Below are 20,032 nucleotides of genomic sequence, written 5' to 3' on the forward strand. Positions count from 1 at the left end.
CCGTTCCCATACCGAACACGGAAGTTAAGCTTCTCAGCGCCGATGGTAGTTGGGGTTTTACCCCTGTGAGAGTAGGACGTTGCCAGGCAGAAGAAAAAAAGTCTCAGTCCTATTAGGTCTGAGACTTTTTTTCTACGGTTAAATAGAGAAAAGCATCACTTAAATAACTTCTCAAAGCAGTAATATTGGTCGTGGCCTTGTGGTTTTCCATTTAATGTTACAACCCCTGTTCTGGAATATCCTCTCTTTTGGTAGAATCCTACCGCAGCCTCATTACCGGAAAACGAATCGAGCCAGAGTGCGGGATATCCTTGTTCCTTGGCAAAGTCTTCAGCATATTGCAGCATTTTCCCTCCGTATCCGCCTCCCTGCGCAGAAGGATGCACGCAAAAAGAATGGAGAATCAACGGATTTCCTTGAATCTTCGTCCATTGGGCTGTTTCCCATTCCGGGGTCTGCCACTCATCAAGAACCATGGCACCTAAGACTTGGTTCTCTTTTTTTAACACAAATAAATTCTCACCCTTTAATGCTGTTTCGAAATACTCCTGGTTTGGATACTTTTCACTCCACTGAAGAATGCCTCTGCTATTTAAATAGGCTTTGCAATCTTCAAATACGTCCATAACGACCTTAAGATCTTCATAGTTTGCTCTTACGATTTGTTCATCTGCCATATAAAAGCACCTTTATCCACCCTTACATATTTTATCTATTGGATATTATGTCCGCTTTCATTGTTTGATACACTCTTGTCATCATTAGTCATAGTCTTCAAAAACTCCATAGTCTTATTTGGAAGCACCACGGAGCTTGAGAACGAGTACACTTGTGGGATACTGGTATGGCTTAATTATCTTCATCAAAAAACTTTAAGAGAAAAAGAGGCACCATTTAAAGTGCCTCTTTCATCAGACTAATATCAGCTAATACTGCTTTGATTAGAAATCTTTACGTTTTTCGTTTCAGACTTTCTGTGTAACCACTCATAAATAATTGGGATGATCACAAAGCTGTTAATGGTTGATGTGATCATACCGCCAATGACGACAATACCAAGTGTTTGAGAAATGACGGTATCGGCGTTGTGTGAAATAGCAAGTGGTAACAAGGTAAGAACGGTTGCTGCAGCTGTCATTAAAATTGGACGAATCCTTGAAAGGCTGCCGTTTAATACAGCTTCTTTCACAGGCATTCCTTCTTTTCGGTTTCTTTCAATCTTATCAATTAACACAATACCATTGGTAACAACGATACCTGTAAGCATCAGAATACCGATTAAAGCTGCTAGATTCCATTCACCGTGGAATAGAATGAGTGCAATAACGACACCACTTAATGCCAGTGGAATGCTTAATAGTACCGATAATGGAGCTCTCCATCCTTTGAAAATGGAAGAAGTGATTAGTAATACCAAAAGCATAGAGAAGGCAACAGCAACAGACATATCAAAAATCATATCTTTTACTTGTTGGGTAATACCGCCCATTGAATACGTTACATCTTTAGGAAGTTTCATACTGCTTAAAGCTTTCTCTGCTTGACTTGACAGCTTGCTGATATCATTGGAAGTAATCTGTGCTGTCACAAGAGAGAATGGCTGGCCATCTCGCTCACTAACCGTTGAAGAATTGGTATCCTTTGAGATTTTAGCAATTTGGTCAAAACGAACCATTTCACCATTAATTCCAGGTAATGTTTCAGTTGAAAGAGATGATAATACATCATCGGCAGTTGCGTTGATCGTAATGCTTGATTGATCTCCTGTGGCAATTTGATCTAAATATTGGTCCACAGGTAATGCTTGGTGATTAACTGTTATCGTCGCATCTTTTGAAGCTGATAAATAACGGTTAATGACTGCAAGAATATCCGTTACTTTTACGCCTTTATCCAGGATTGCTTTTTGGTCAAAAGTCACTTTGTACTTAGGTGCTCCATTCATTAAATCTACTTTTCCATCGACACTTAGATTGGCAACTTTTGATAAGTTGGTTCTCGCTTCTTGAGCGACTTGATCGAGTGTTGCTTGGTCCGATCCAGTGAATAGAATCCTCATTTGAGAATCATCACCAGAGATGTTCTGGCTTGTTACCGTATAAGAAACATCCTTAGATAATGCCGGCAGTTCTGATTGTAACTGTTTAATCACAGCATCCGCTTCTTTATCATTCTTCAACACTACTGATAGGTTAGCAACGTTTGGATAGGTGATAAAGCCGCCGCCTTGGTCGAACACATCATCACTTTGAGGCGTCATGGTAGACCCGAAGTTTGAAGAATAGGCAGAAACCTTTGGATTATCCTTTAATGTTTTTTCAATTTTTTGTACTTCCGAATCCACTTGAACTAACGTACTTCCTTTTGGAAGTTCGGCTTTAATGGCAATTTGTCCGATTTTTCCGCTTGGCAATAAACTCACTGGCAGGAAGGCGGAATAAGCACCAGCAGCGATAAAGACTAAGATTGACACAATTATCATTGCTTTTTTGTGCTTAAAAGCTGATTGCAAGATTGGTTTCATTTTTGAATCGAGTTTAACAGTTTGCTTTTCGCTATTGCCGCCTTTCCATCCCATGAAAGCAAGAGCTGGAATGACAAGCATCGCCACAAAGAAGGAAATAATTAAGGCAATAACCACCGACCAGGCAAATCCGCTGTATGACGCACTGATGACGCCGCCAACAAAGGCGATAGGGATGTAAACAGCAATAGTTGTTAAGGTTGAGCCTAAAATCGCTGGAAGCATTTCAACAACAGAAGAGGCAAGAATCGATAGTAATGGCTTATCCTTCTGTTCCTCCCGTTTTCGATACATATTGTCGAGAATAACAATCGAGTCATCGACGATACGACCCATCGCTACAATCAAACCTGAAACAGTTAAAATATTTAAAGTGATACCCATTGATTTTAAGAAAGTAGTTGTTGCTAGTAATGAAATCGGCAGTGAAATCGCGATTAATAGGGTACTTCTTACATTTCGGAAGAAGAAGAACACACAAATCATCGAGAATAAACAGCCTAGTAAACCTTCACGAACCAATCCGAATAGAGAGCTGTTTAATTCCTTTTCACGGTCAAGCAGTACTTTGAACGAAACATCTTTTGGATTGACGGTATCCAATTGAAGATGTGCCACACGGTCTTTTACTTGATTAGCGACATCTGTAATATTGGCCGATGGTGTTTTAATCACATTTAAAGTGACACTTGGCGCTCCATTCGTTCTGGAAACAGTTTTTACGTCATTTAAGGAATGAGTGATAGTACCAAATGCTGATACAGGAATCATTTTTCCTTCTTTATTCTTAATCGTTGCGTTTTCCATTTGCTGTACGGTTAATAGTAATCCATCAAATGAAACGGGGATGGATAATTGGTTGTTGACAATCGTTCCTTGTGGCATCGAAGGAACAGCCAATGCAAAGGATTTGTTCACATCATCTAAGGTTAAACCGTTTTTCACAAGGTCCTTCATGCGAATAGTTAATACATATCCATCTTTTGCTCCGCCAATGACAGATACATCCGATACACCAGGAACTGATTTTAATTGTTTCACAATTTCCTGTGTAGCAGTGGAGCGAAGGGTTTGTTCATCCAATTTTGAACTTGTTAGGCTATAAGTTAAAATTGGGAAAGAGCTTGTTGTTAATCGTGTTACCGAAGGAGTGCTGGTAATCGTTGAGGGGAGATCTGCATTTGCTAATGCTTTGTTTACTTGATCTTCCGCTTGTTTCATATCTGTATTCATTGGAAAATATAAACTCATAAATAATCCGCCATCATAAGAGGTGCTTTCCACATTAGAAAGTCCATCTACGACTTTGACGCTACTTGCCAAATTATCGGTCACTTGCTGTTTGACTTGTTCAGCCTGTAAATCATTAACCCTCATACTAACGGAAAGAGTCGTATTGTTGATCCCAGGCAGATAATCGCGCTGCATCTGGAAGGCTGAAATACCTCCCCATGCCAAAATGATGACAACACATACAATCATCAAAATGGCTCTTTGCATGGTTGCCTCGACTAATCTTTTCATTGTATTTCCTCCCTTATCTATCTAACTAAACCCAAATAAACGATTGTTTTCTGTGTAAAATCCAAAATGATAATGAATTTGTATTGGGCAATTTAAAGTATATAAAACAACCTTTTGGGTTTCCTAAGTAAAAGATTAAGATTTCATTAATATAGAAAATAAATGGATTAAACGTGCTAAATTGTAATTGAATCTCTAGTTAAGGGATGTTTATACTTTAGATTTTTTTTCAAAAAATGGGGGCATTTATATGTCGTACTTAATCACTCTATTTGAACAGCACAGTTATCTCATATTATTTATAGGGATATTTCTAGAACTCATGGCTCTTCCTATTTCAGGCGAATTTTTAATGAGCTATGCAGGTTACTTCGTCTTTCAGGGGAAAATGAATTACATTTTAGCACTTTTGACCGTCTTTCTTTCGGCCGGTGCGGGTTTTAATGCTACTGTTTTGATTATTATATATGGCACATGCTTATATTTGCTTGTCCGTCATGCCAATAAGAATTATGCGGCCATATTTGGTCCTTTATTTGTAATAGTCCTATTAATGGGACTAGCCATTGTAAATATTGCAACGACCATTGTACTGCCAAGTGATATGGTAGGTGGATATGTCTATGGCGGTGTTTGGATTTTTTTTAACTTCTTATTGTTTGAAATGTTAAGACTTGTAATAGAAAAGTATTGAATGCAATGGCGTATGAAGTCGCAGGGGGAAGAGCTATGAAAACACATATTTTAGTCATTGAAGATGAGACTCAAATTGCACGTGTATTAAAAATGGAGCTTGAGTATGAAGGATATCAGGTAACGGTTGAACATAACGGCAAATCAGGATTAGAAACCGCATTGAATTCAGATGTGGATTTGATTTTGTTGGATGTTATGCTGCCTGGAGTAAGTGGAATAGAAGTTTTAAGACGATTTAGAAAGGATAACAAAAAAACACCTGTTATTCTATTAACAGCTCGGAATACTACCTTCGATAAAGTAGCAGGATTGGATCAAGGGGCTGATGATTATGTCACAAAGCCTTATGAAATTGAAGAATTGCTAGCTCGGATTCGTGCATGTTTGCGACATAATGATGAAGAGGAACCGATGAAGGAACAACCGTTATTAAAAGTTGAGGACTTAGTTATTAATAAAGATACACGAGAAGTAAAAAGGAAGGGACTATCAATTACCTTAACACCTAAGGAATATGATTTACTGGTTTATTTAGTCATGAATAAAAACAAAGTAGTAACCAGAGAAAACATCATTATGAACGTTTGGGGATACGAGTACGAGGGTGAAACCAATGTCATTGATGTTTTCATTAGGCAAATAAGGAAAAAGATGGATGAAGGTTTTTCTTTCCAACTAATAAATACAGTTCGAGGGATTGGTTACACCATCAAGGAGATAAAAGATGAAGATCACAACAAAAATTAATCTTTTAACCACCGTCTGGATGCTTTGCATTTTAATGATCATTAATTTTGTGGTCTTCTTCCTATTTATGAAAACAACAATAAATATGGAAGAGAAAATTCTTCAACAAAAAGCAGAGGATATTCTAAAAGAAATGGGGACAAATCCGTCTAGTAACGTTGAAGCAAGGTTAAAGGAGAATTTAACTGACCATTCATTTATAAGAATCATTCAACCGAAAAATAAGGTTGTTCATGAAGTAACCAATGACCCATTACTCTCCAATAAAATAAAAGGAAAATACATCATGAAAGAGCAATCCCAAACACGGTTGATTTCGGCAGAAAATGGAGAAGAAGAGGTTTTAATTGTCCGTTTGCCAATTAAAGGGAATAATCTGACTTTAGAGATTGGAGAACGATTATCGGGCCTAGAAGCGAGAAAAGAAATCCTGCGTGGGATATTAGGGTTTTGTACACTATTAGCAGCTATATTGTCCTTACTTGGAGGGAGATGGTTAGCCAATATGATTATGAAACCCATTTCCAATATGATTAATACCATGGAAGAGATTGAAAAAAGCGGTGTTCCGAAAAAGATTATCATCCAAACTGAAACGAAGGATGAACTCTTTACTATGGCGAATACGTTTAACCGAATGATTAATAGGATCCAAGAAAATATGGTCAAACAAGCACAGTTTGTTTCTGATGCATCACATGAATTAAAGACACCGTTGACCGTCATCAAGAGCTATGCAAATCTCTTAAGGAGGCAAGGGATAGAAAATAAAGATATAGCCGAAGAGGCCATCCATGCCATTCATACAGAGGCAACTAGAATACAAAAAATGACGGATACTTTTCTAGATCTGGCTAACTTAGAAAATGAAAATGTATTAGAAATAAATAAAATCGACTTAGTATCTTTATCTGAAAACACCATTAAACAACTTAAAGAGGTCCATAAAAGAGAGCTATTACTTCGTTTTAAGAAAAAACCAATCACGATTTACGCGGATGAATTAAAAATAAAGCAAGTGATGATCATCTTGATTGACAATGCGATCAAATATAGCAATGAGAAAATTGAAGTCTTATTGGATAAGCAAGAGCATCATGCGATGATTCAAATAATAGATAATGGGATTGGAATCCCAGAAAATGAACTCGATCATATTTTTGAACGGTTTTATCGAGTGGACAAAGCTAGAAGCCGTGAAACGGGGGGTTCTGGTCTGGGCCTGCATATTGCCAAAAGGATCATCAAACTGCATAAAGGTGACATTAAAATTATAAGTAAAGAAGGTTTAGGTACGACTGTAGAATTGGTCTTGCCAATAACATAGTAAAGATAGGTATTTTGTTCTAATTTACCTAATTTACATAAAATTTACTGAATATCCATAAACCCCTAACAAAACTAATTTAATATTTTAACTGTTAGAACAAGTTTAATAGGGGGAGATAGAAAAATGAAAACTCGTTTTAAGAAGGCAATACCATTAATCGCAACAACAGTTCTTGCAACAACGGCACTTACAACCCAAACTTTATTGAATGAGGGCGGCAATCAAAACGCCAAAGCACAATCATTATCAAAAGAAGAAGTGAAAAAGAATGGTGCATCATGGCTTGCAGGTGACCACCATGTACATAGTGAATGGAGTGTAGGCTGGGACAATTCAACCAACCCTCCGACAGCCATAAGAGGCGGCGATGCCATTTATCCAATTTCGAAAAATGCAGAAAATGGAAAGAAGTATGGTCTTGATTGGATGATGACGACCGATCATGGCGGTCCTAACCATTCCAAGGTTAACTTAGAACAAGCTTATCCTGAATTATTAAAATCCCGTGAAGCAGTTCCTGATGTTCTGCAATTCTACGGAATGGAGCTAGATACACCAGGAGCTGACCACAGCACTCTAATGATCCCTAAAGGTGAAAATGAATCACAAGTACTATATGATCTTGAAAGCAAGTTTAATTCACGTGAAGCTTATCCAACTGACACAAGCCGTAACACTGAATCAAAAATGATTGAAGCTCTTAACTATATGAAACAAATGGACGAGCTACCAATTTCTATCGCGCATCATCCATCCCGTTCAGCAACAGGTGTTGGTGTATGGGGACAAGATACACCACAGGAATTGCGTAATTGGAATGATACAGCTCCGAACATCGCTATCGGTATGGAAGGTGCTCCAGGACACCAAGCGTCTGCTATCAATTCAGATGGTTCCCTAGATCCTAAAGGTTCAAGAGGCTCCTACGGGAACGTTAACGCTCCTACGATGGGTGGATTTGATCAAATGTCGGCTATCGTTGGAGGTTTATGGGATTCAATGTTAGGTGAAGGACGACACTATTGGATTACCGCTACATCTGACTCACACGTTAACTGGCGTGATGGTGGAAGTGACTTCTGGCCTGGTGAATATTCTAAAACATATGTAAAAGCTGAGAAAAATTATGAAGATGTAATGGAAAACCTGCGTAAAGGTAATGTATTTGTGACAACGGGTGATCTAATCTCAGAACTTGATGTAAAAGTACAAGCAGGCGGCAAATCACCATTGCATGCCGTGGCAAAAGGAAATACAGCATCCATCGGTGAAACTCTTACACTACCAAGTAAGAAATCCGATGTAACAGTAACGGTTCGTATCAAAGATCCCAACGCTGCAAACTCTCATGGAGATAAGCCAACTGTTCAACGTGTGGACTTAATCATGGGAGATGTTAATGGGAAAGTGGAAGACCGTTCAACCGCTTCTAATCCTACAACAAAAGTCGTAAAACGGTTCACAGAAAGTGACTGGAAAAAAGATGGTGAATACATCTCCATTACTTATACTTTAAAAGACGTGAACAAAGATAGCTATATTCGTTTACGTGGTACGAACACGGATCAATTAGAACCTGCTCAAGATCCTAAAGGTGAAAATCCATGGAATGACCTCTGGTTCTACTCAAATCCAATTTTCATCAAATCAGATAAATAATTGGGTAAATGGAAATGGACGAGGGGAATAAAAACTCCTCGTCTTTCCATTATCATATATCAAGACATCTTTGATTAGAAAACAATAGAAATGGACGTGAATATTATGAAAAAGTTATTCTACTTTACTTTAATCCTCTTCCTTTCATTAGGTTCTTTCCTTCCTTCCACAGCATTTGCTCACACGAATAACAGCGAAGGCTTTTCTAACATTGTCGTCAAAGAGAAATCATTAGATTATGAATTGAAACTAGATTTAGAAGAACTCGGACATGCCCTTAATAAGGAAACCGATCAAAAGGAGCTTATTGACCATAAGATATTGCAGAATTATATTAATTCCCATATCAAGCTTTATGCAAATAGTGAACAAGTTGAAGGTCGTGTGAAAAAGACCGATATTGAGATGATTAAGGAACGTCCATTTGCAGTTATTAACCTTAATTATCCTATTGAGCACAAACCAGAGAAACTAGTTATTGAGTACAATATGTTTCTTGATGATTCGGACCCTAGCCATGCGAACTATGCAACGGTTAAACTGAACGGCAAACAACAAGAAAAGGTTCTTTCATACGAATCAAGAGAAGTAGAAATTGGAAAAATAAGTTTTCTACAAAACGTAAAACAGTTTGTCGTTCTAGGATTAGAGCATATTTTTACTGGTTATGATCATATCTTGTTTGTCATTAGTTTGCTTATAGGAGCTAGGACGATTCGTCACATTCTTTCTTTAGTGACAGCTTTTACAATTGCACATAGTATTACATTGGCTCTGGCAACTTTTGATCTTGTTCAGCTGCCTAGTAGATTTGTAGAGTCAGCAATCGCATTAAGCATCATTTACGTTGCACTTATAAATATTTTTAATAAAGACTCGAAACATCAGCCATGGCTTGCCTTCGGTTTTGGACTGATTCATGGGTTTGGTTTTGCAGGAATCTTATCGGAAATGAGATTAGATAGCGATTCTTTGGCTATGTCTCTTCTATCTTTTAATATAGGAATAGAAATTGGTCAAATAGTAATCGTATCCTTAGCTTTTCCATTAATTTTGTGGATAAGAAGATTAAAATATAAACCTATCAAATGGGTTATTCCTAGTACATCAGCTGCAATATTAGCTTTTGGGCTAGTATGGTTTATTCAAAGAGCTTTTTAATTTAAGTGATTACACATCTATCTTGTGGCAGGGAACCGTTATGATTTGAATGATTCATGGATAACAAAAGGCTTACACTGAACTTAAAATTTATATTCTATCCCGTTTTCTATATAGATTGTGTTTTCAAAACCGGTTTGGCTTACCACATATTCTAATACATTTTTTGCTGTGTCTCTGATTTTTTCACTTAGACCTAGGTTGTCAAACACACGTGCATAGCAGCGGATAATCAATGTTTCATTTTCTTTAAGCAGATGATAATAGACGGTTTCTTTATGTATTTTCGAAAAACAATGGATAAATAAGTATTCCTCAGTTGGTTCGATTACTTTAAAAAAAAGTTCTTTTTGAACGATTCGTTTTATTTCGGCAATTTGTTTCTCTGAAAAATTAATTCTCAAATCAGCTCACCTTCTTATTTGTTGATCAACTCCATATTTATTAGTATACGAAAAAGTGAGACCGTCTGTCACAAAAGAAATAGATGTCTTTCTTTTTAAACTAATATTGAACGTTGAAATAATAAGGATTTTCGGGAAACTAAACAAAAGTGTTTGGAAACTGACCAATAGAAGAGAAAAGCACCATTCCAGTTTGTAGGAATGGTGCTTTATAACCTTATAGAAACTTCTGTACCGTCTTTAAGGCTAGTTTCAACCAGCAGTAATCCTCTTTGCTTTGAAAGTTCCCTCAGCAAAGGCTCTAAATCATACCTGTGTATATAAGGAATTTGAAATTTTTCCCTTGCCTTTTTTTCAATTGCACGATTTACAAGTACTAGGAGTCGCTTTGAAGTGAGGATTCTAACGAATAGATGTAAAAAAGCATACGGGACTGGGATAATAAATGGTCTGTCATTTACCTTAATTTTTATCTTCATCATATTACTCAATGATAACGAGCACTTTGTCACCTTTTGATGAGGTAACATCTACTATTTGTCCGTCCAACTCGTTGTCAATCGCTTCAATTAACAGTTCAACGTCGATATCCTTTACATACTTTTCGGATTCGGGAATCATTTTTGCAATATTAGTTCCTACCTTTAAAACCGCTTTTAAGAGTTTTATTGGCAGATTAACATTTACATTGTCACCATTCTCAGAAGTAACACGGATTTTTAGCATTTTGTTTAAGTAAGAGGTGGAGGTCCGTTTATTAAGATCGACTTGGTTACCTTTTACTTGCAGGAGATCGATTAATTCAACAGCCTTCTCTTTGGTCAACTTTCCTTCTTCAACCATTGTTAATACTCTTGAAATTTCGTCACTCATTTAGGATTCCTCCCCATTTAATATCCCAATCGCTTCTTCGGCTGTTATTTCGCCTTTTTCTAGCATGAGAATTACTTTTTTTTGATCCATTTTTTCGACCTTCTTTGAGGTGGAATATCCAAGGGAAGAGATAATGTCATCTAATTTCCCGCGAACGGTAGGGTAGGATACTCCAAGTTCTTTTTCAACTTCTTTAATATTTCCGCGGCACTTTAGAAAGGTTTCAATAAACTTTAGCTGTTCCTTGCTAAGAGTTGCAAAATTAGAGAGTTCAAATTCATTTTCAATTGTGGTATGACAATGAGTACACTGTAGCTTGGTAATCTTTAATTGCTTACCACAAACGGGACAATCTGAAATAAGAGGATATGCCATGATTCCCTCCTTCATTGTTAATAATTTTAGTATATATCAATGGGTTGAAATGTTAAATAATAAAATTAAAAAATAAAAAGAATTTGTTAATAAAAATAAATATATTTAACTTTAAAATTAAATAATTTAATTGTGTAGGTAGTATAGAAGCAGGCCGGATTTTTAAGAATCACTTGTTTGAGCAAGAACTTGTTTTGACTACAGAGAATTTAAAAATAATTGGACAAGATTGGGTTATTCTCCATTTCACATAAAGGACATCCTCCATATATTAAAGTATGTTCATTTAGGAAGGAGGATTTATGAATGCCATTAGATTATAATCAAGCAAGGAACTTAGAGGGGAAAATGATTCAGTTTAAAAATATTCAAGGTGAATGGTCAGTTGGTAGAGTCGTAAAGGTAAGAAAAGATGGGCTTGAGATTGAAGAATTAAGCTCTTCCAGTTCTAGTGATGGATATGGATTTGGATTTTTTGGTCCAAGACCTTTTTTCAGACGCAACTTTTTTAGACCACCTGTTTTCTTCCCATTTGTTGGATTTGGTTTTTCTCCATTCTTCTTTTAATCATACAAACTTAAATGTATTTTTGACGAAGAAATGGTGAAGAAGACAGGGGGGGTTTGTTTAAATCACGGATCCCGTCAGTGTCTAAAATAGGAAAAGCTGCCATTATAGGCAGCTTTTCCTATTTACCTGTTAATTATTGTTACTAGTAAAGAGCAGCTTTTGGAATAATAGGCTAACTAAAATACCCAAAAGGGCTGTTGATTAAATGAAAATAATGTGGCTTTTTTCATTCTTCATTCTTCATTTGCCTAAATATATTGAACAATTCCAATTAATTATCCAATTCTTCTATCAACTTTAGAAATCAAGGAAGAATTAATATGACTAACAATAAGAAAGTTTGGTCTATCATTGGTGCTGGACTTAGAATCGCATAGAGTTCGTAAAATCTGCCCTTGCAGCAGGTTGTCGTCGCCACTGGTCGGAATATCTACAAGATAGCCAAAATCCTTGGCGATGACGAAAATCTGTTGAACGTGAGAATGGAAATTACTGACCCAACAGATGCCAAGGCTGCCGTCAATTCAAAGAATTGGATAATTTTGGCTGAATTTCTTTTAAAAACATTTCAGCAGCAGCGGAAAAAGTCTGATGCTTTTTCCAAACAATATTTAAGCCGGATTCAAGATTTGGCTTTAGCGGTTTAAAACAAAGGTTGCTATCACTAGATGTATTCACTATTTTATCAAGGACTACTGCATAACCAATGCCCTCTTCTACCATAATGGAAGCATTATATGCAAGATTGTATGTAGCCACGATGTTTAATTTATCAAAATCTTCACCAAACCAATCAGCAAATTCATTTTTTGAAAATGTTTGTTTTATAGCCTGTCGTGAACAGATCACCGGAACATTTAATAAATCCTCTGCTTCAATTGAATCTTTGAAAGCAAGAGGACTGTCTTTCCTCATAACAACGCCCCAAACATCTTTGCCTGGGATATCGATGTAATTGTATTTTGATAAGTCTGCTGGTTGAATTAAAATACCAAAGTCAAGCAATCCCTTGTCAAGCCGTTCAGTTACATCGTCTGAGTTTCCGCTATACAAGTGATACCGTATATTTGGATAACGCAACTGTAATTCTTTTACTACCTGTGCAATCTGTCGTATGGCGTCTGTTTCCCCGCCACCTATGTAAACATCACCACCTATTGTGTCTTCCATATAATTAAATTCTGCCTCTAATTTATCAACCATATCAACGATTTCTTCTGCCCTTTTTCTCAGGAGCATTCCATCATCTGTAAGAATGATGCTGTGACTACTGCGAATAAATAGTTTTTTCCCTAACTCTTCTTCAAGATCTTTTAATTGTCTTGACAGGGTTGGCTGTGTCACATGCAAAAAATCAGCAGCCCCTGTAATGCTTCCTTCTCTTGCGACAGTAAGAAAATAGCGCAAAACTCTTAATTCCATAAACACTCCTCCTTCATAATGCTTTAGTATATACGCAGTAGAAATGCTTATCAAGCATAACATGTTATAAGATATAGGTATTTGTTATGTGAAAAAGGCACAGCTAGAATAAATAACAGAGAGTGAAAACAACAGTAAGATGGTGTTATCTTAGCTCAATATTAACAAATGTAACGAGTATAGAAGAAGTCAGTAAAAAATTAAATTCCTTAAGGAGAAAAGTATTCAACTTGGAGTATTAGTCGAAAGAAGCCCAGTCACAATGAATTTTAGAAGAAAATGATATGAAACCTGGAGGAGATAAAAAGTATGAAAAAATCAATAATTCATTCAGTTGCATTGTTGCTTCTAGCCTTCACCCTTACCGCTTGTAACAACAATGATACTGAAATAAAGGTCATTTCTCAAAAAGAAGAGAATTCCTCTGGGGCTAAATCTGGGCAATACGCTGAGATTGGATCTGGGGCTAACCTTGTAAAATTCCCTAAAGACCTTGAGAAGGGGATTGTGTTTGCTACTTATGATCGAGGGGATATTCATGAAAACATCTATGTAAATAGTAGGGAAGCAATTGAAGCAGTACAGAACGGAGAGGAGCTTCCGAGCGGCACCGTTATCACTCTCGAAGGATTTCGAGAGGGAGAGATCGAGCATTATTTAGTGATGGAAAAGCGTACCGGCTGGGGTTCCCGCTACTCGCCCGATGAGCGTACTGGGGAATGGGAGTTCCAGGCATTTACTCCTGAAAAAGAAGTGATGGAAGATGGTATTGGTGGACAAGCCATTGGACGATGCTATACCTGCCACGCAAATCAGGAAAGGGATCAATATATGAATTCGTTAGATCAAATGAAAGAGTTTGATTTGGAAGAGATTTCACAATCAAAGAACAGCAAATCAGAAACCTCAATCGCAGCTATCACTACTGACCACTGGAAGGTAAGTGAGATATCTGCTCATATGAATGATTCTAAGGATATAAATAAAGAAGAAAGCAATGCAATAGAAGGTAAGGATAAAGCTAAAATCATTCAGAACGTTCTTTTAAAGATGTATATACAGCAATTTGAAAGTTAATGGATGTGTTGTCATTATAAGATATTCGCATGTCCACTATGGTGACGAAATCCAATGATAATCAAATAGAAAGAGGAAAATACTTTGAATCCAAAGGTGTTATTCAGGCTTGTTAATGACTTTGTAATGACAGTTCTTATGTTGATTGCAATGGCTTACTATATTACTGGAAATATGGTCCACGAAGTTATTGGAGTTGTGGTACTTTTATTATTTATCGTCCATAACTTTTTAAATCGACGTTGGTATAAATCGATATTTAAAGGAAAATATAATATGCGGCGCATTCTACAAATAGCTATCAATCTACTTTTTCTTGTAACTATGGTTTTGATGATGATAAGTGCTATGTTGATTTCGAATGACTTATTTCCCTTTATTCCCATAAATAACGACATGGTGTTACGACAAATACATGTTCAGACAGCTTATTGGGGATTTATCATCATGGCAGTCCATATAGGGTTTTCTTGGGGGATGATTCTTAATTCAGTGCGGAGGATGACGGGAATTACCGGTACTAGTCGTATTCGTACCATTGCGTTGCGTATTCTGTCAGTATTAATTGTTGTCTACGGGGTGCATGCTTCCTTCGAGGGAGAAATGGGTTCTAAGCTATTCATTTACAACCCTTTTGGTTGGTCCTACGATGTTACCACTATAAGGTTTTTAATTGACAACCTATCTATTATGGGAATCTATATTTGTGGGACACATTATGCTTTGAAATTTATTCAAAAGCAGGACAAAAGAGCAGAACAGACAATCTAAATTAGCCTTAAAGTGAAGGATATCAATTAAATTTTTAGACTGGTTTTTCCGGCATAGGTTCAATGGGGAGGAGAAATAGTGAGAAAAGGGGTTATATTCACACTTTTGTTTTTATTGGGTATTTCAACGTTTATTCCAGGTTGCGGAAGTAGTAGTGATGGGAAGGAAAACAATGTTGATGTTACTCCAAATAAAAATTCAAATGGTGAACAAATAGACAAAATCGCTGAGCAGGATAAACAAAATGGTAAGGATTCAATGATTGATAATGGAGGTTTAGTTAATATGGAAGATGTTAAAGTCAAATTGACATTTAATAACGAGGAAGTAATTGTGAATATGTATGATAATTCAGCAAGTAGAGATTTTTTAGCTCAATTGCCTTTAACGGTAACATTAGAAGATTATGTAGGTAAAGAAAAAATTAGCATTTTACAAAAAAAATTATCGGTAGATATAGAAACTTCCGAAAACCAACCAAAAAAAGGAGACTTTGCTTATTTTTCCCCTTGGGGAAATATCGCTATTTTTTATAAAGGTTTAGCTGAACCCACAAATGATCTTATTATACTAGGTGAGATTGAATCTGGAAAAGAAAACTTTGAAAATATTCAGGGGGATTTCACAGTTCATATTGAAAAAATCGATTAAAGGAAGATGAACCTCTTTGCAAAAACAAAATAATTTACTTATATTTACATTGACACTTGGGGCTTTCGGCATCATAAATACTGAAATGGGAGTTATTGGGATATTACCTTACATTGCTGATCACTTTCATGTCAGTGTATCAAAAGCAGGATTGCTTGTGAGTCTTTTTGCCCTTGTTGTTGCTGGATCTGGTCCAACAATGCCGTTATTATTTTCGGGGGTAAATCGCAAGAAAGCAATGTTACTTGTACTTGGTATTTTCGTTCTAGGGAACATTGTCTCTATATTTACGTCTAACTTTGCCATCGCAATAATTGCCCGTGTGATTCCAGCCATATTTCATCCGATCTATTTTTCAGCAGCTTTTACAATGGCGGCTAACTCAGTTCGAAAAGAAGAAGCTCCAAAAGCTGTTTCAAAAGTTTTTATTGGGGTATCTGCGGGAATGGTACTTGGTGTACCAATCGCAAGTTTTCTTGCCAGCGCAATATCATTTCAAATATCAATGACATTTTTCGCCATCGTTAACGCTATAGTATTTATTGCTACATTAGTATCTTTCCCTTCTATGCCTGTTAAAGAAAGACTTTCTTACGGAGCTCAATTATCGGTATTAAAAATACCAATTACTTGGCTTTCCATTATTGCTGTCCTTTTACTTAATTCAGCTGTATTTGGGGTGTATAGTTATCTTGCTGAGTATCTTAAAACCGTTACGAATATCTCTGGGAAATCAATTAGTTTAATGTTAGTCATATTCGGGGGGGCAAATATTATTGGAAACATTGTGGCAGGGAAGTTACTTACTAAAGATGCCAACAAAACTGTAGTATCTTTTCCTTTTGCATTGGGAGCCGTTTACATCCTATTATTCTTATTAGGACAATTTACTTTACCTATGGCTATCATTACTTTATGTTGGGGAATATTGGCTGGCATAGGAACTAATATTAATCAATATTGGATTACGTCTGCAGCTCCAAAAGCTCCTGATTTCGCTAATGGATTATTTTTATCATCTGTTAACTTAGGAACAACAATTGGTACAGCTGTAGGTGGATTATTTATTTCAGATTTAGGTACACAATACGTCGTATTAGTAGGATTATTATCGTTGGTATTAGGACTGTTATTTATTTTACTAAGAAAAATACATGCAGAGTCCTACAAAACCACTTTCTAGATAAGGAATTAATTCAACATTTCAAAGAGCTCCCTGTTCATTGTTGATTTATGTTCCCTGCCCTACTTTCTTTTACTAAATTCATAGAGTGTGAAAAATAGTACATTCCCTCACAAATTAAGTGTAATTTCGGAGTAGCAGTCATTGTAATAGTGGAAAGAAATCGAACTAATTATTTGGCGGTAATCAGTTTCCTATGCTTTAGAACAAGCCGATTTCCAAAAGAAAATCAGCTTGTTCTTTTTTTGGGAGAGGTATTAACATTTATTAACTCCCATTCTTTAGGATTCGTGTCATCTGAGGCTACTCCATTGATAATATCAAGGTAGTGATTTGCTTTTTCTTCCATATATTTAGCTCTTTGTTTTGCTTCCTCCAACTGTTCCAGAGCAATGGCTTTTTGTTTCATAATGATTTCATAACGTTCTTGAATGGTAGATCGTCCTTCCAAACACAAATCTACATAGGATTTAATGTCTTCCACTGACATACCACATTGTTTTAGATATTTAACACCTATAAGCCAACTGATTGATTCTTCATCAAAAAGTCGATTATTGTTTTTGTCTCGCTGTACACTTGGAACTAATCCTTTATCCGTATAGAAACGAACGGTATGTTCAGTCAGATCAAGTAGCTTGGACACTTCCTTCACAGTATGCATTTTAACCACTCCCTAAAAATTTTTTATTAAAACCTTTTAAAATCCCTTGCCTTCGTGTTGCTCGAAGGTGATAGGATTATCATAGTTCAAGTTACTGAAATTGTAAATCACCAATCATAGAGGACTAAATGGGATAAAATCAGTGATTTGAAATATTAAAATTTAAAATACAGGAGGAGTTATATATGCAAAAAGTAATTTTAAACAACGGTGTTGAGATGCCTATTCTTGGCTTTGGTGTATATCAAATTGAAGATCCAAACCTATGTGAACAGGCAGTATATGATGCCCTTATGGCAGGTTATCGCTTGATTGACACAGCAGCAGCCTATATGAATGAAGTAGCAGTAGGCAGAGCTATCAAGCGAAGTGGTGTCCCAAGAGAAGAAATATTTATTACGACAAAACTTTGGATTCAAGATGCAGGTTATGAGAATGCCAAGAAAGGATTCGCAAAATCACTGGAACGATTACAAGTAGATTATATCGATTTGTATTTAATCCATCAGCCATTTGGGGATGTATATGGTTCTTGGCGTGCGATGGAGGAATTGTATCGTGAAGGTAAGATTAGGGCGATTGGAGTCAGCAACTTCTATCCAGACCGTCTAGTTGATTTGATTGATCATAATGAAGTAGTTCCAGCAGTAAACCAGGTTGAAACCCATCCTTTTTGCCAACAAATAGAAAGTCATAACCTTATGAAAGAGAACAATGTTCAGATTATGTCCTGGGGTCCGTTTGCCGAAGGAAAAAATAACATGTTTCAAAATGAAGTATTAACTTCAATAGCTGAAAAATACAATAAATCTGTTGCCCAAGTGATTTTACGCTGGTTAACACAAAGAGAAGTAGTCGTGATTCCAAAGTCAGTTCATAAAGAAAGAATCATTGAAAACTTTAATATCTTTGACTTTGAATTAAGTCATGAAGATATGGAGACTATTGCTACTTTAGATACGAAAGAGAGCGTGTTCTTTTCACATAGAGATCCTGAATTTGTAAGATGGCTTGGTAACGTTAAATTTGATGTTTAATGTTATTTATCACTTAAAAACCGAATTTCCAAATTTGGAAATTCGGTTTTTCCTTTTTGAAGACATTACTAATAAGGGGGAAAAACGCAATGAGAAAGAATGTCAGGAACAAATCAATCAATGATACTTTTATAAAAGAAGGTAACTGCTCTGCCGTTGTAGTTGGTGCGTCGCTTTCTGGACTAATGACAGGGATTGCTCTTTCAAAAGCTGGACTGAAGGTTACAATTTTAGAGAGAGCTGGGGCGAAACCACGTAGTGGTGCTGTTCTTCAGGTTGACAGTGGGGAAATTGATCGAACAAAAACAGCTAAATTCTTGAGAGAACTTGCTTCTGGTGGAATTAGGTCGGCTGAGGCTTGGTCATCTATACAGTTTCGATTACGCAAAGAAGTTGAAGCTGATTCCAGAATTGACTTACGTTATGATGCCCGTGTTCAAACTGTTAATCAGGACGACAACTCTGCTTGGGTTGTGACGGATAAGGGTGAAACATTCCACGGAGATATTTTAATTGGTGCAGATGGTCACCGTAGTATTATGCGACATTATGTTTCACCGCATAAACCGAACGCCACTTTTGCGGGATACTTGATATGGGTAGCTATTGTAGATGAGAAAGACATACCTGAAAAACACCGACCTAGCCTCAATGCCCCGAAGTTTACTATGCCAGATGGTATCGGTGACTTTTTACTTGGTTCCATTATTGCTGGAGCAGACGGTTCTACAGCTCTAGGAGATCGACGACTGGGATGGGCTTGGTACGATAACACTCAAAATGATTTGTTACGTCGTCTTGGATGTGTTGAGGGAGACGTTGTGCAACATTCGCTTCATGCACCAGACATCCCTGAACAGACATTGATTGAGCTAGCTGAAAAGGCTTCTAATAGATGGGCTCAACCTTGGTTGGACGCAATCCTCCATAGTATTCAAACACGTAATCTTATCGGAACACCGATTGCCGAGTACGTTCCTGAAAATCTAGTGAAAGGACGTATAGCAATCGTTGGAGATGCTGCACATCTACCTACACCACTAACTGCGTCAGGATTTAATGCTTCCTTACAAGATGCTTCTACGTTAGCTGAATGTATTGTAAAGGGGATACAAGGAACTGGAGCATCTGAGGCTCTTCTGGAATATGAGTCTCTCCGTCTAAAAAATGCACGTCAAATTGTGCAATCTGGACAATCTTTTAGTCAATCATTTGGACGATAAATGTGGAGTATATACGATAATTTGTGATTCATTACACTTAAACAAACGGGTGCAAGAGTAAAACATTGGAGTTGCTGCGGCATCTCCTTTTTGTGCGACGGGCAGTCGCATAGAGTGTTGACCTAGTCAACACTCTTCTTT

At 36.8% G+C, this 20,032-nt stretch carries 18 protein-coding genes, 1 rRNA gene and 1 pseudogene; 13 read left to right on the plus strand and 7 right to left on the minus strand.

All coding sequences use genetic code 11. The features are described 5' to 3' along the window. A 5S ribosomal RNA gene (rrf, locus tag GXK58_RS26050) occupies positions 1-88 on the plus strand; the annotation flags it as partial. A 67-nt stretch (positions 89-155) separates the two neighbouring features. Here rrf and GXK58_RS26055 read toward each other — a convergent pair. Together GXK58_RS26055 and GXK58_RS26060 are read right to left on the minus strand one after the other, a co-directional pair. Next, on the minus strand, positions 156-677 hold the full coding sequence (locus GXK58_RS26055; protein WP_160726085.1) for a GNAT family N-acetyltransferase: 522 nt from the start codon (positions 675-677) through the stop codon (positions 156-158). A gap of 245 nt (positions 678-922) precedes the next feature. After that, positions 923-4,048 carry an efflux RND transporter permease subunit gene (locus GXK58_RS26060; protein ID WP_160726086.1) on the minus strand — a complete coding sequence of 1,042 codons (3,126 nt, stop codon included), beginning with the start codon at positions 4,046-4,048 and terminating at the stop codon, positions 923-925. Between the two features lie 250 nt (positions 4,049-4,298). Here GXK58_RS26060 and GXK58_RS26065 point away from each other — a divergent pair, with 250 nt between their 5' ends. The 5 genes from GXK58_RS26065 to GXK58_RS26085 all read left to right on the plus strand — a co-directional run bounded on the left by GXK58_RS26065 (position 4,299) and on the right by GXK58_RS26085 (position 9,641). Continuing rightward, the gene (locus GXK58_RS26065; protein ID WP_160726087.1) at positions 4,299-4,742 is read left to right on the plus strand and encodes a DedA family protein; all 444 of its coding nucleotides are present in this window, start codon (positions 4,299-4,301) and stop codon (positions 4,740-4,742) included. Positions 4,743-4,777: 35 nt separating this feature from the next. Further along, on the plus strand, positions 4,778-5,491 hold the full coding sequence (locus GXK58_RS26070) for a response regulator transcription factor (protein ID WP_160726088.1): 714 nt from the start codon (positions 4,778-4,780) through the stop codon (positions 5,489-5,491). Further along, positions 5,469-6,818 (plus strand): sensor histidine kinase, encoded by a 1,350-nt coding sequence (locus GXK58_RS26075; protein ID WP_160726089.1) that lies wholly within the window; start codon positions 5,469-5,471, stop codon positions 6,816-6,818. The genes GXK58_RS26070 and GXK58_RS26075 overlap by 23 nt, the downstream gene beginning before the upstream one ends. 126 nt (positions 6,819-6,944) lie before the next feature. After that, complete coding sequence (locus GXK58_RS26080; protein WP_160726090.1) at positions 6,945-8,480, plus strand: phosphoesterase; 1,536 nt, start codon at positions 6,945-6,947, stop codon at positions 8,478-8,480. A gap of 105 nt (positions 8,481-8,585) precedes the next feature. Continuing rightward, on the plus strand, positions 8,586-9,641 hold the full coding sequence (locus tag GXK58_RS26085; RefSeq protein WP_160726091.1) for a HupE/UreJ family protein: 1,056 nt from the start codon (positions 8,586-8,588) through the stop codon (positions 9,639-9,641). An 83-nt stretch (positions 9,642-9,724) separates the two neighbouring features. On the opposite strand, the gene GXK58_RS26090 is transcribed toward GXK58_RS26085, so the two are convergent. The 3 genes from GXK58_RS26090 to GXK58_RS26100 form a co-directional block, all read right to left on the minus strand. Next, on the minus strand, positions 9,725-10,045 hold the full coding sequence (locus GXK58_RS26090) for a hypothetical protein (protein WP_160726092.1): 321 nt from the start codon (positions 10,043-10,045) through the stop codon (positions 9,725-9,727). 483 nt (positions 10,046-10,528) lie between these two features. After that, positions 10,529-10,918 (minus strand): SHOCT-like domain-containing protein, encoded by a 390-nt coding sequence (locus tag GXK58_RS26095; RefSeq protein ID WP_160726093.1) that lies wholly within the window; start codon positions 10,916-10,918, stop codon positions 10,529-10,531. Next, positions 10,919-11,293: a DUF2089 domain-containing protein gene (locus GXK58_RS26100; protein ID WP_160726094.1), complete on the minus strand. Its 375-nt coding sequence runs from the start codon at positions 11,291-11,293 to the stop codon at positions 10,919-10,921. A gap of 306 nt (positions 11,294-11,599) precedes the next feature. Between GXK58_RS26100 and GXK58_RS26105 the strand changes: the two genes are divergently transcribed. Further along, positions 11,600-11,860 (plus strand): hypothetical protein, encoded by a 261-nt coding sequence (locus tag GXK58_RS26105; protein ID WP_160726095.1) that lies wholly within the window; start codon positions 11,600-11,602, stop codon positions 11,858-11,860. Positions 11,861-12,382: 522 nt separating this feature from the next. Here GXK58_RS26105 and GXK58_RS26110 read toward each other — a convergent pair. Next, positions 12,383-13,285, minus strand: coding sequence for a LysR family transcriptional regulator (locus GXK58_RS26110; RefSeq protein WP_160726096.1), 903 nt, complete (start codon positions 13,283-13,285; stop codon positions 12,383-12,385). A 309-nt stretch (positions 13,286-13,594) separates the two neighbouring features. Between GXK58_RS26110 and GXK58_RS26115 the strand changes: the two genes are divergently transcribed. The 4 genes and pseudogenes from GXK58_RS26115 (at position 13,595) to GXK58_RS26130 (ending at position 16,971) form a co-directional block, all read left to right on the plus strand. After that, positions 13,595-14,362 carry a cytochrome P460 family protein gene (locus GXK58_RS26115; RefSeq protein WP_160726097.1) on the plus strand — a complete coding sequence of 256 codons (768 nt, stop codon included), beginning with the start codon at positions 13,595-13,597 and terminating at the stop codon, positions 14,360-14,362. 84 nt (positions 14,363-14,446) lie between these two features. Next, positions 14,447-15,133 (plus strand): DUF4405 domain-containing protein, encoded by a 687-nt coding sequence (locus GXK58_RS26120; protein ID WP_160726098.1) that lies wholly within the window; start codon positions 14,447-14,449, stop codon positions 15,131-15,133. Between the two features lie 78 nt (positions 15,134-15,211). Next, entirely contained in the window at positions 15,212-15,784 is a 573-nt protein-coding gene (locus GXK58_RS26125; RefSeq protein ID WP_237389786.1) for a cyclophilin-like fold protein, read from the plus strand. A 16-nt stretch (positions 15,785-15,800) separates the two neighbouring features. Further along, positions 15,801-16,971: pseudogene (locus tag GXK58_RS26130) on the plus strand (MFS transporter). A 225-nt stretch (positions 16,972-17,196) separates the two neighbouring features. Here GXK58_RS26130 and GXK58_RS26135 read toward each other — a convergent pair. Next, complete coding sequence (locus GXK58_RS26135; RefSeq protein WP_160726100.1) at positions 17,197-17,631, minus strand: MerR family transcriptional regulator; 435 nt, start codon at positions 17,629-17,631, stop codon at positions 17,197-17,199. 185 nt (positions 17,632-17,816) lie between these two features. Between GXK58_RS26135 and GXK58_RS26140 the strand changes: the two genes are divergently transcribed. Continuing rightward, the gene (locus tag GXK58_RS26140) at positions 17,817-18,668 is read left to right on the plus strand and encodes an aldo/keto reductase (RefSeq protein ID WP_160726101.1); all 852 of its coding nucleotides are present in this window, start codon (positions 17,817-17,819) and stop codon (positions 18,666-18,668) included. 89 nt (positions 18,669-18,757) lie between these two features. Continuing rightward, positions 18,758-19,891 carry an FAD-dependent monooxygenase gene (locus tag GXK58_RS26145; protein ID WP_160726102.1) on the plus strand — a complete coding sequence of 378 codons (1,134 nt, stop codon included), beginning with the start codon at positions 18,758-18,760 and terminating at the stop codon, positions 19,889-19,891. The last annotated feature ends 141 nt before the right edge of the window (positions 19,892-20,032 follow it).

The organism is Bacillus sp. USDA818B3_A, from assembly GCF_009928415.1.
Taxonomy (GTDB): Bacteria; Bacillota; Bacilli; order Bacillales; family Cytobacillaceae; genus Neobacillus.

Coding starts and splice junctions, on each gene's coding strand:
- GXK58_RS26055 (WP_160726085.1), bottom strand. CDS start 677: ATGGCAGATGAACAAATCGTAAGAGCAAACTATGAAGATCTTAAGGTC.
- GXK58_RS26060 (WP_160726086.1), bottom strand. CDS start 4,048: ATGAAAAGATTAGTCGAGGCAACCATGCAAAGAGCCATTTTGATGATT.
- GXK58_RS26065 (WP_160726087.1), top strand. CDS start 4,299: ATGTCGTACTTAATCACTCTATTTGAACAGCACAGTTATCTCATATTA.
- GXK58_RS26070 (WP_160726088.1), top strand. CDS start 4,778: ATGAAAACACATATTTTAGTCATTGAAGATGAGACTCAAATTGCACGT.
- GXK58_RS26075 (WP_160726089.1), top strand. CDS start 5,469: ATGAAGATCACAACAAAAATTAATCTTTTAACCACCGTCTGGATGCTT.
- GXK58_RS26080 (WP_160726090.1), top strand. CDS start 6,945: ATGAAAACTCGTTTTAAGAAGGCAATACCATTAATCGCAACAACAGTT.
- GXK58_RS26085 (WP_160726091.1), top strand. CDS start 8,586: ATGAAAAAGTTATTCTACTTTACTTTAATCCTCTTCCTTTCATTAGGT.
- GXK58_RS26095 (WP_160726093.1), bottom strand. CDS start 10,918: ATGAGTGACGAAATTTCAAGAGTATTAACAATGGTTGAAGAAGGAAAG.
- GXK58_RS26100 (WP_160726094.1), bottom strand. CDS start 11,293: ATGGCATATCCTCTTATTTCAGATTGTCCCGTTTGTGGTAAGCAATTA.
- GXK58_RS26105 (WP_160726095.1), top strand. CDS start 11,600: ATGCCATTAGATTATAATCAAGCAAGGAACTTAGAGGGGAAAATGATT.
- GXK58_RS26110 (WP_160726096.1), bottom strand. CDS start 13,285: ATGGAATTAAGAGTTTTGCGCTATTTTCTTACTGTCGCAAGAGAAGGA.
- GXK58_RS26115 (WP_160726097.1), top strand. CDS start 13,595: ATGAAAAAATCAATAATTCATTCAGTTGCATTGTTGCTTCTAGCCTTC.
- GXK58_RS26135 (WP_160726100.1), bottom strand. CDS start 17,631: ATGCATACTGTGAAGGAAGTGTCCAAGCTACTTGATCTGACTGAACAT.
- GXK58_RS26140 (WP_160726101.1), top strand. CDS start 17,817: ATGCAAAAAGTAATTTTAAACAACGGTGTTGAGATGCCTATTCTTGGC.
- GXK58_RS26145 (WP_160726102.1), top strand. CDS start 18,758: ATGAGAAAGAATGTCAGGAACAAATCAATCAATGATACTTTTATAAAA.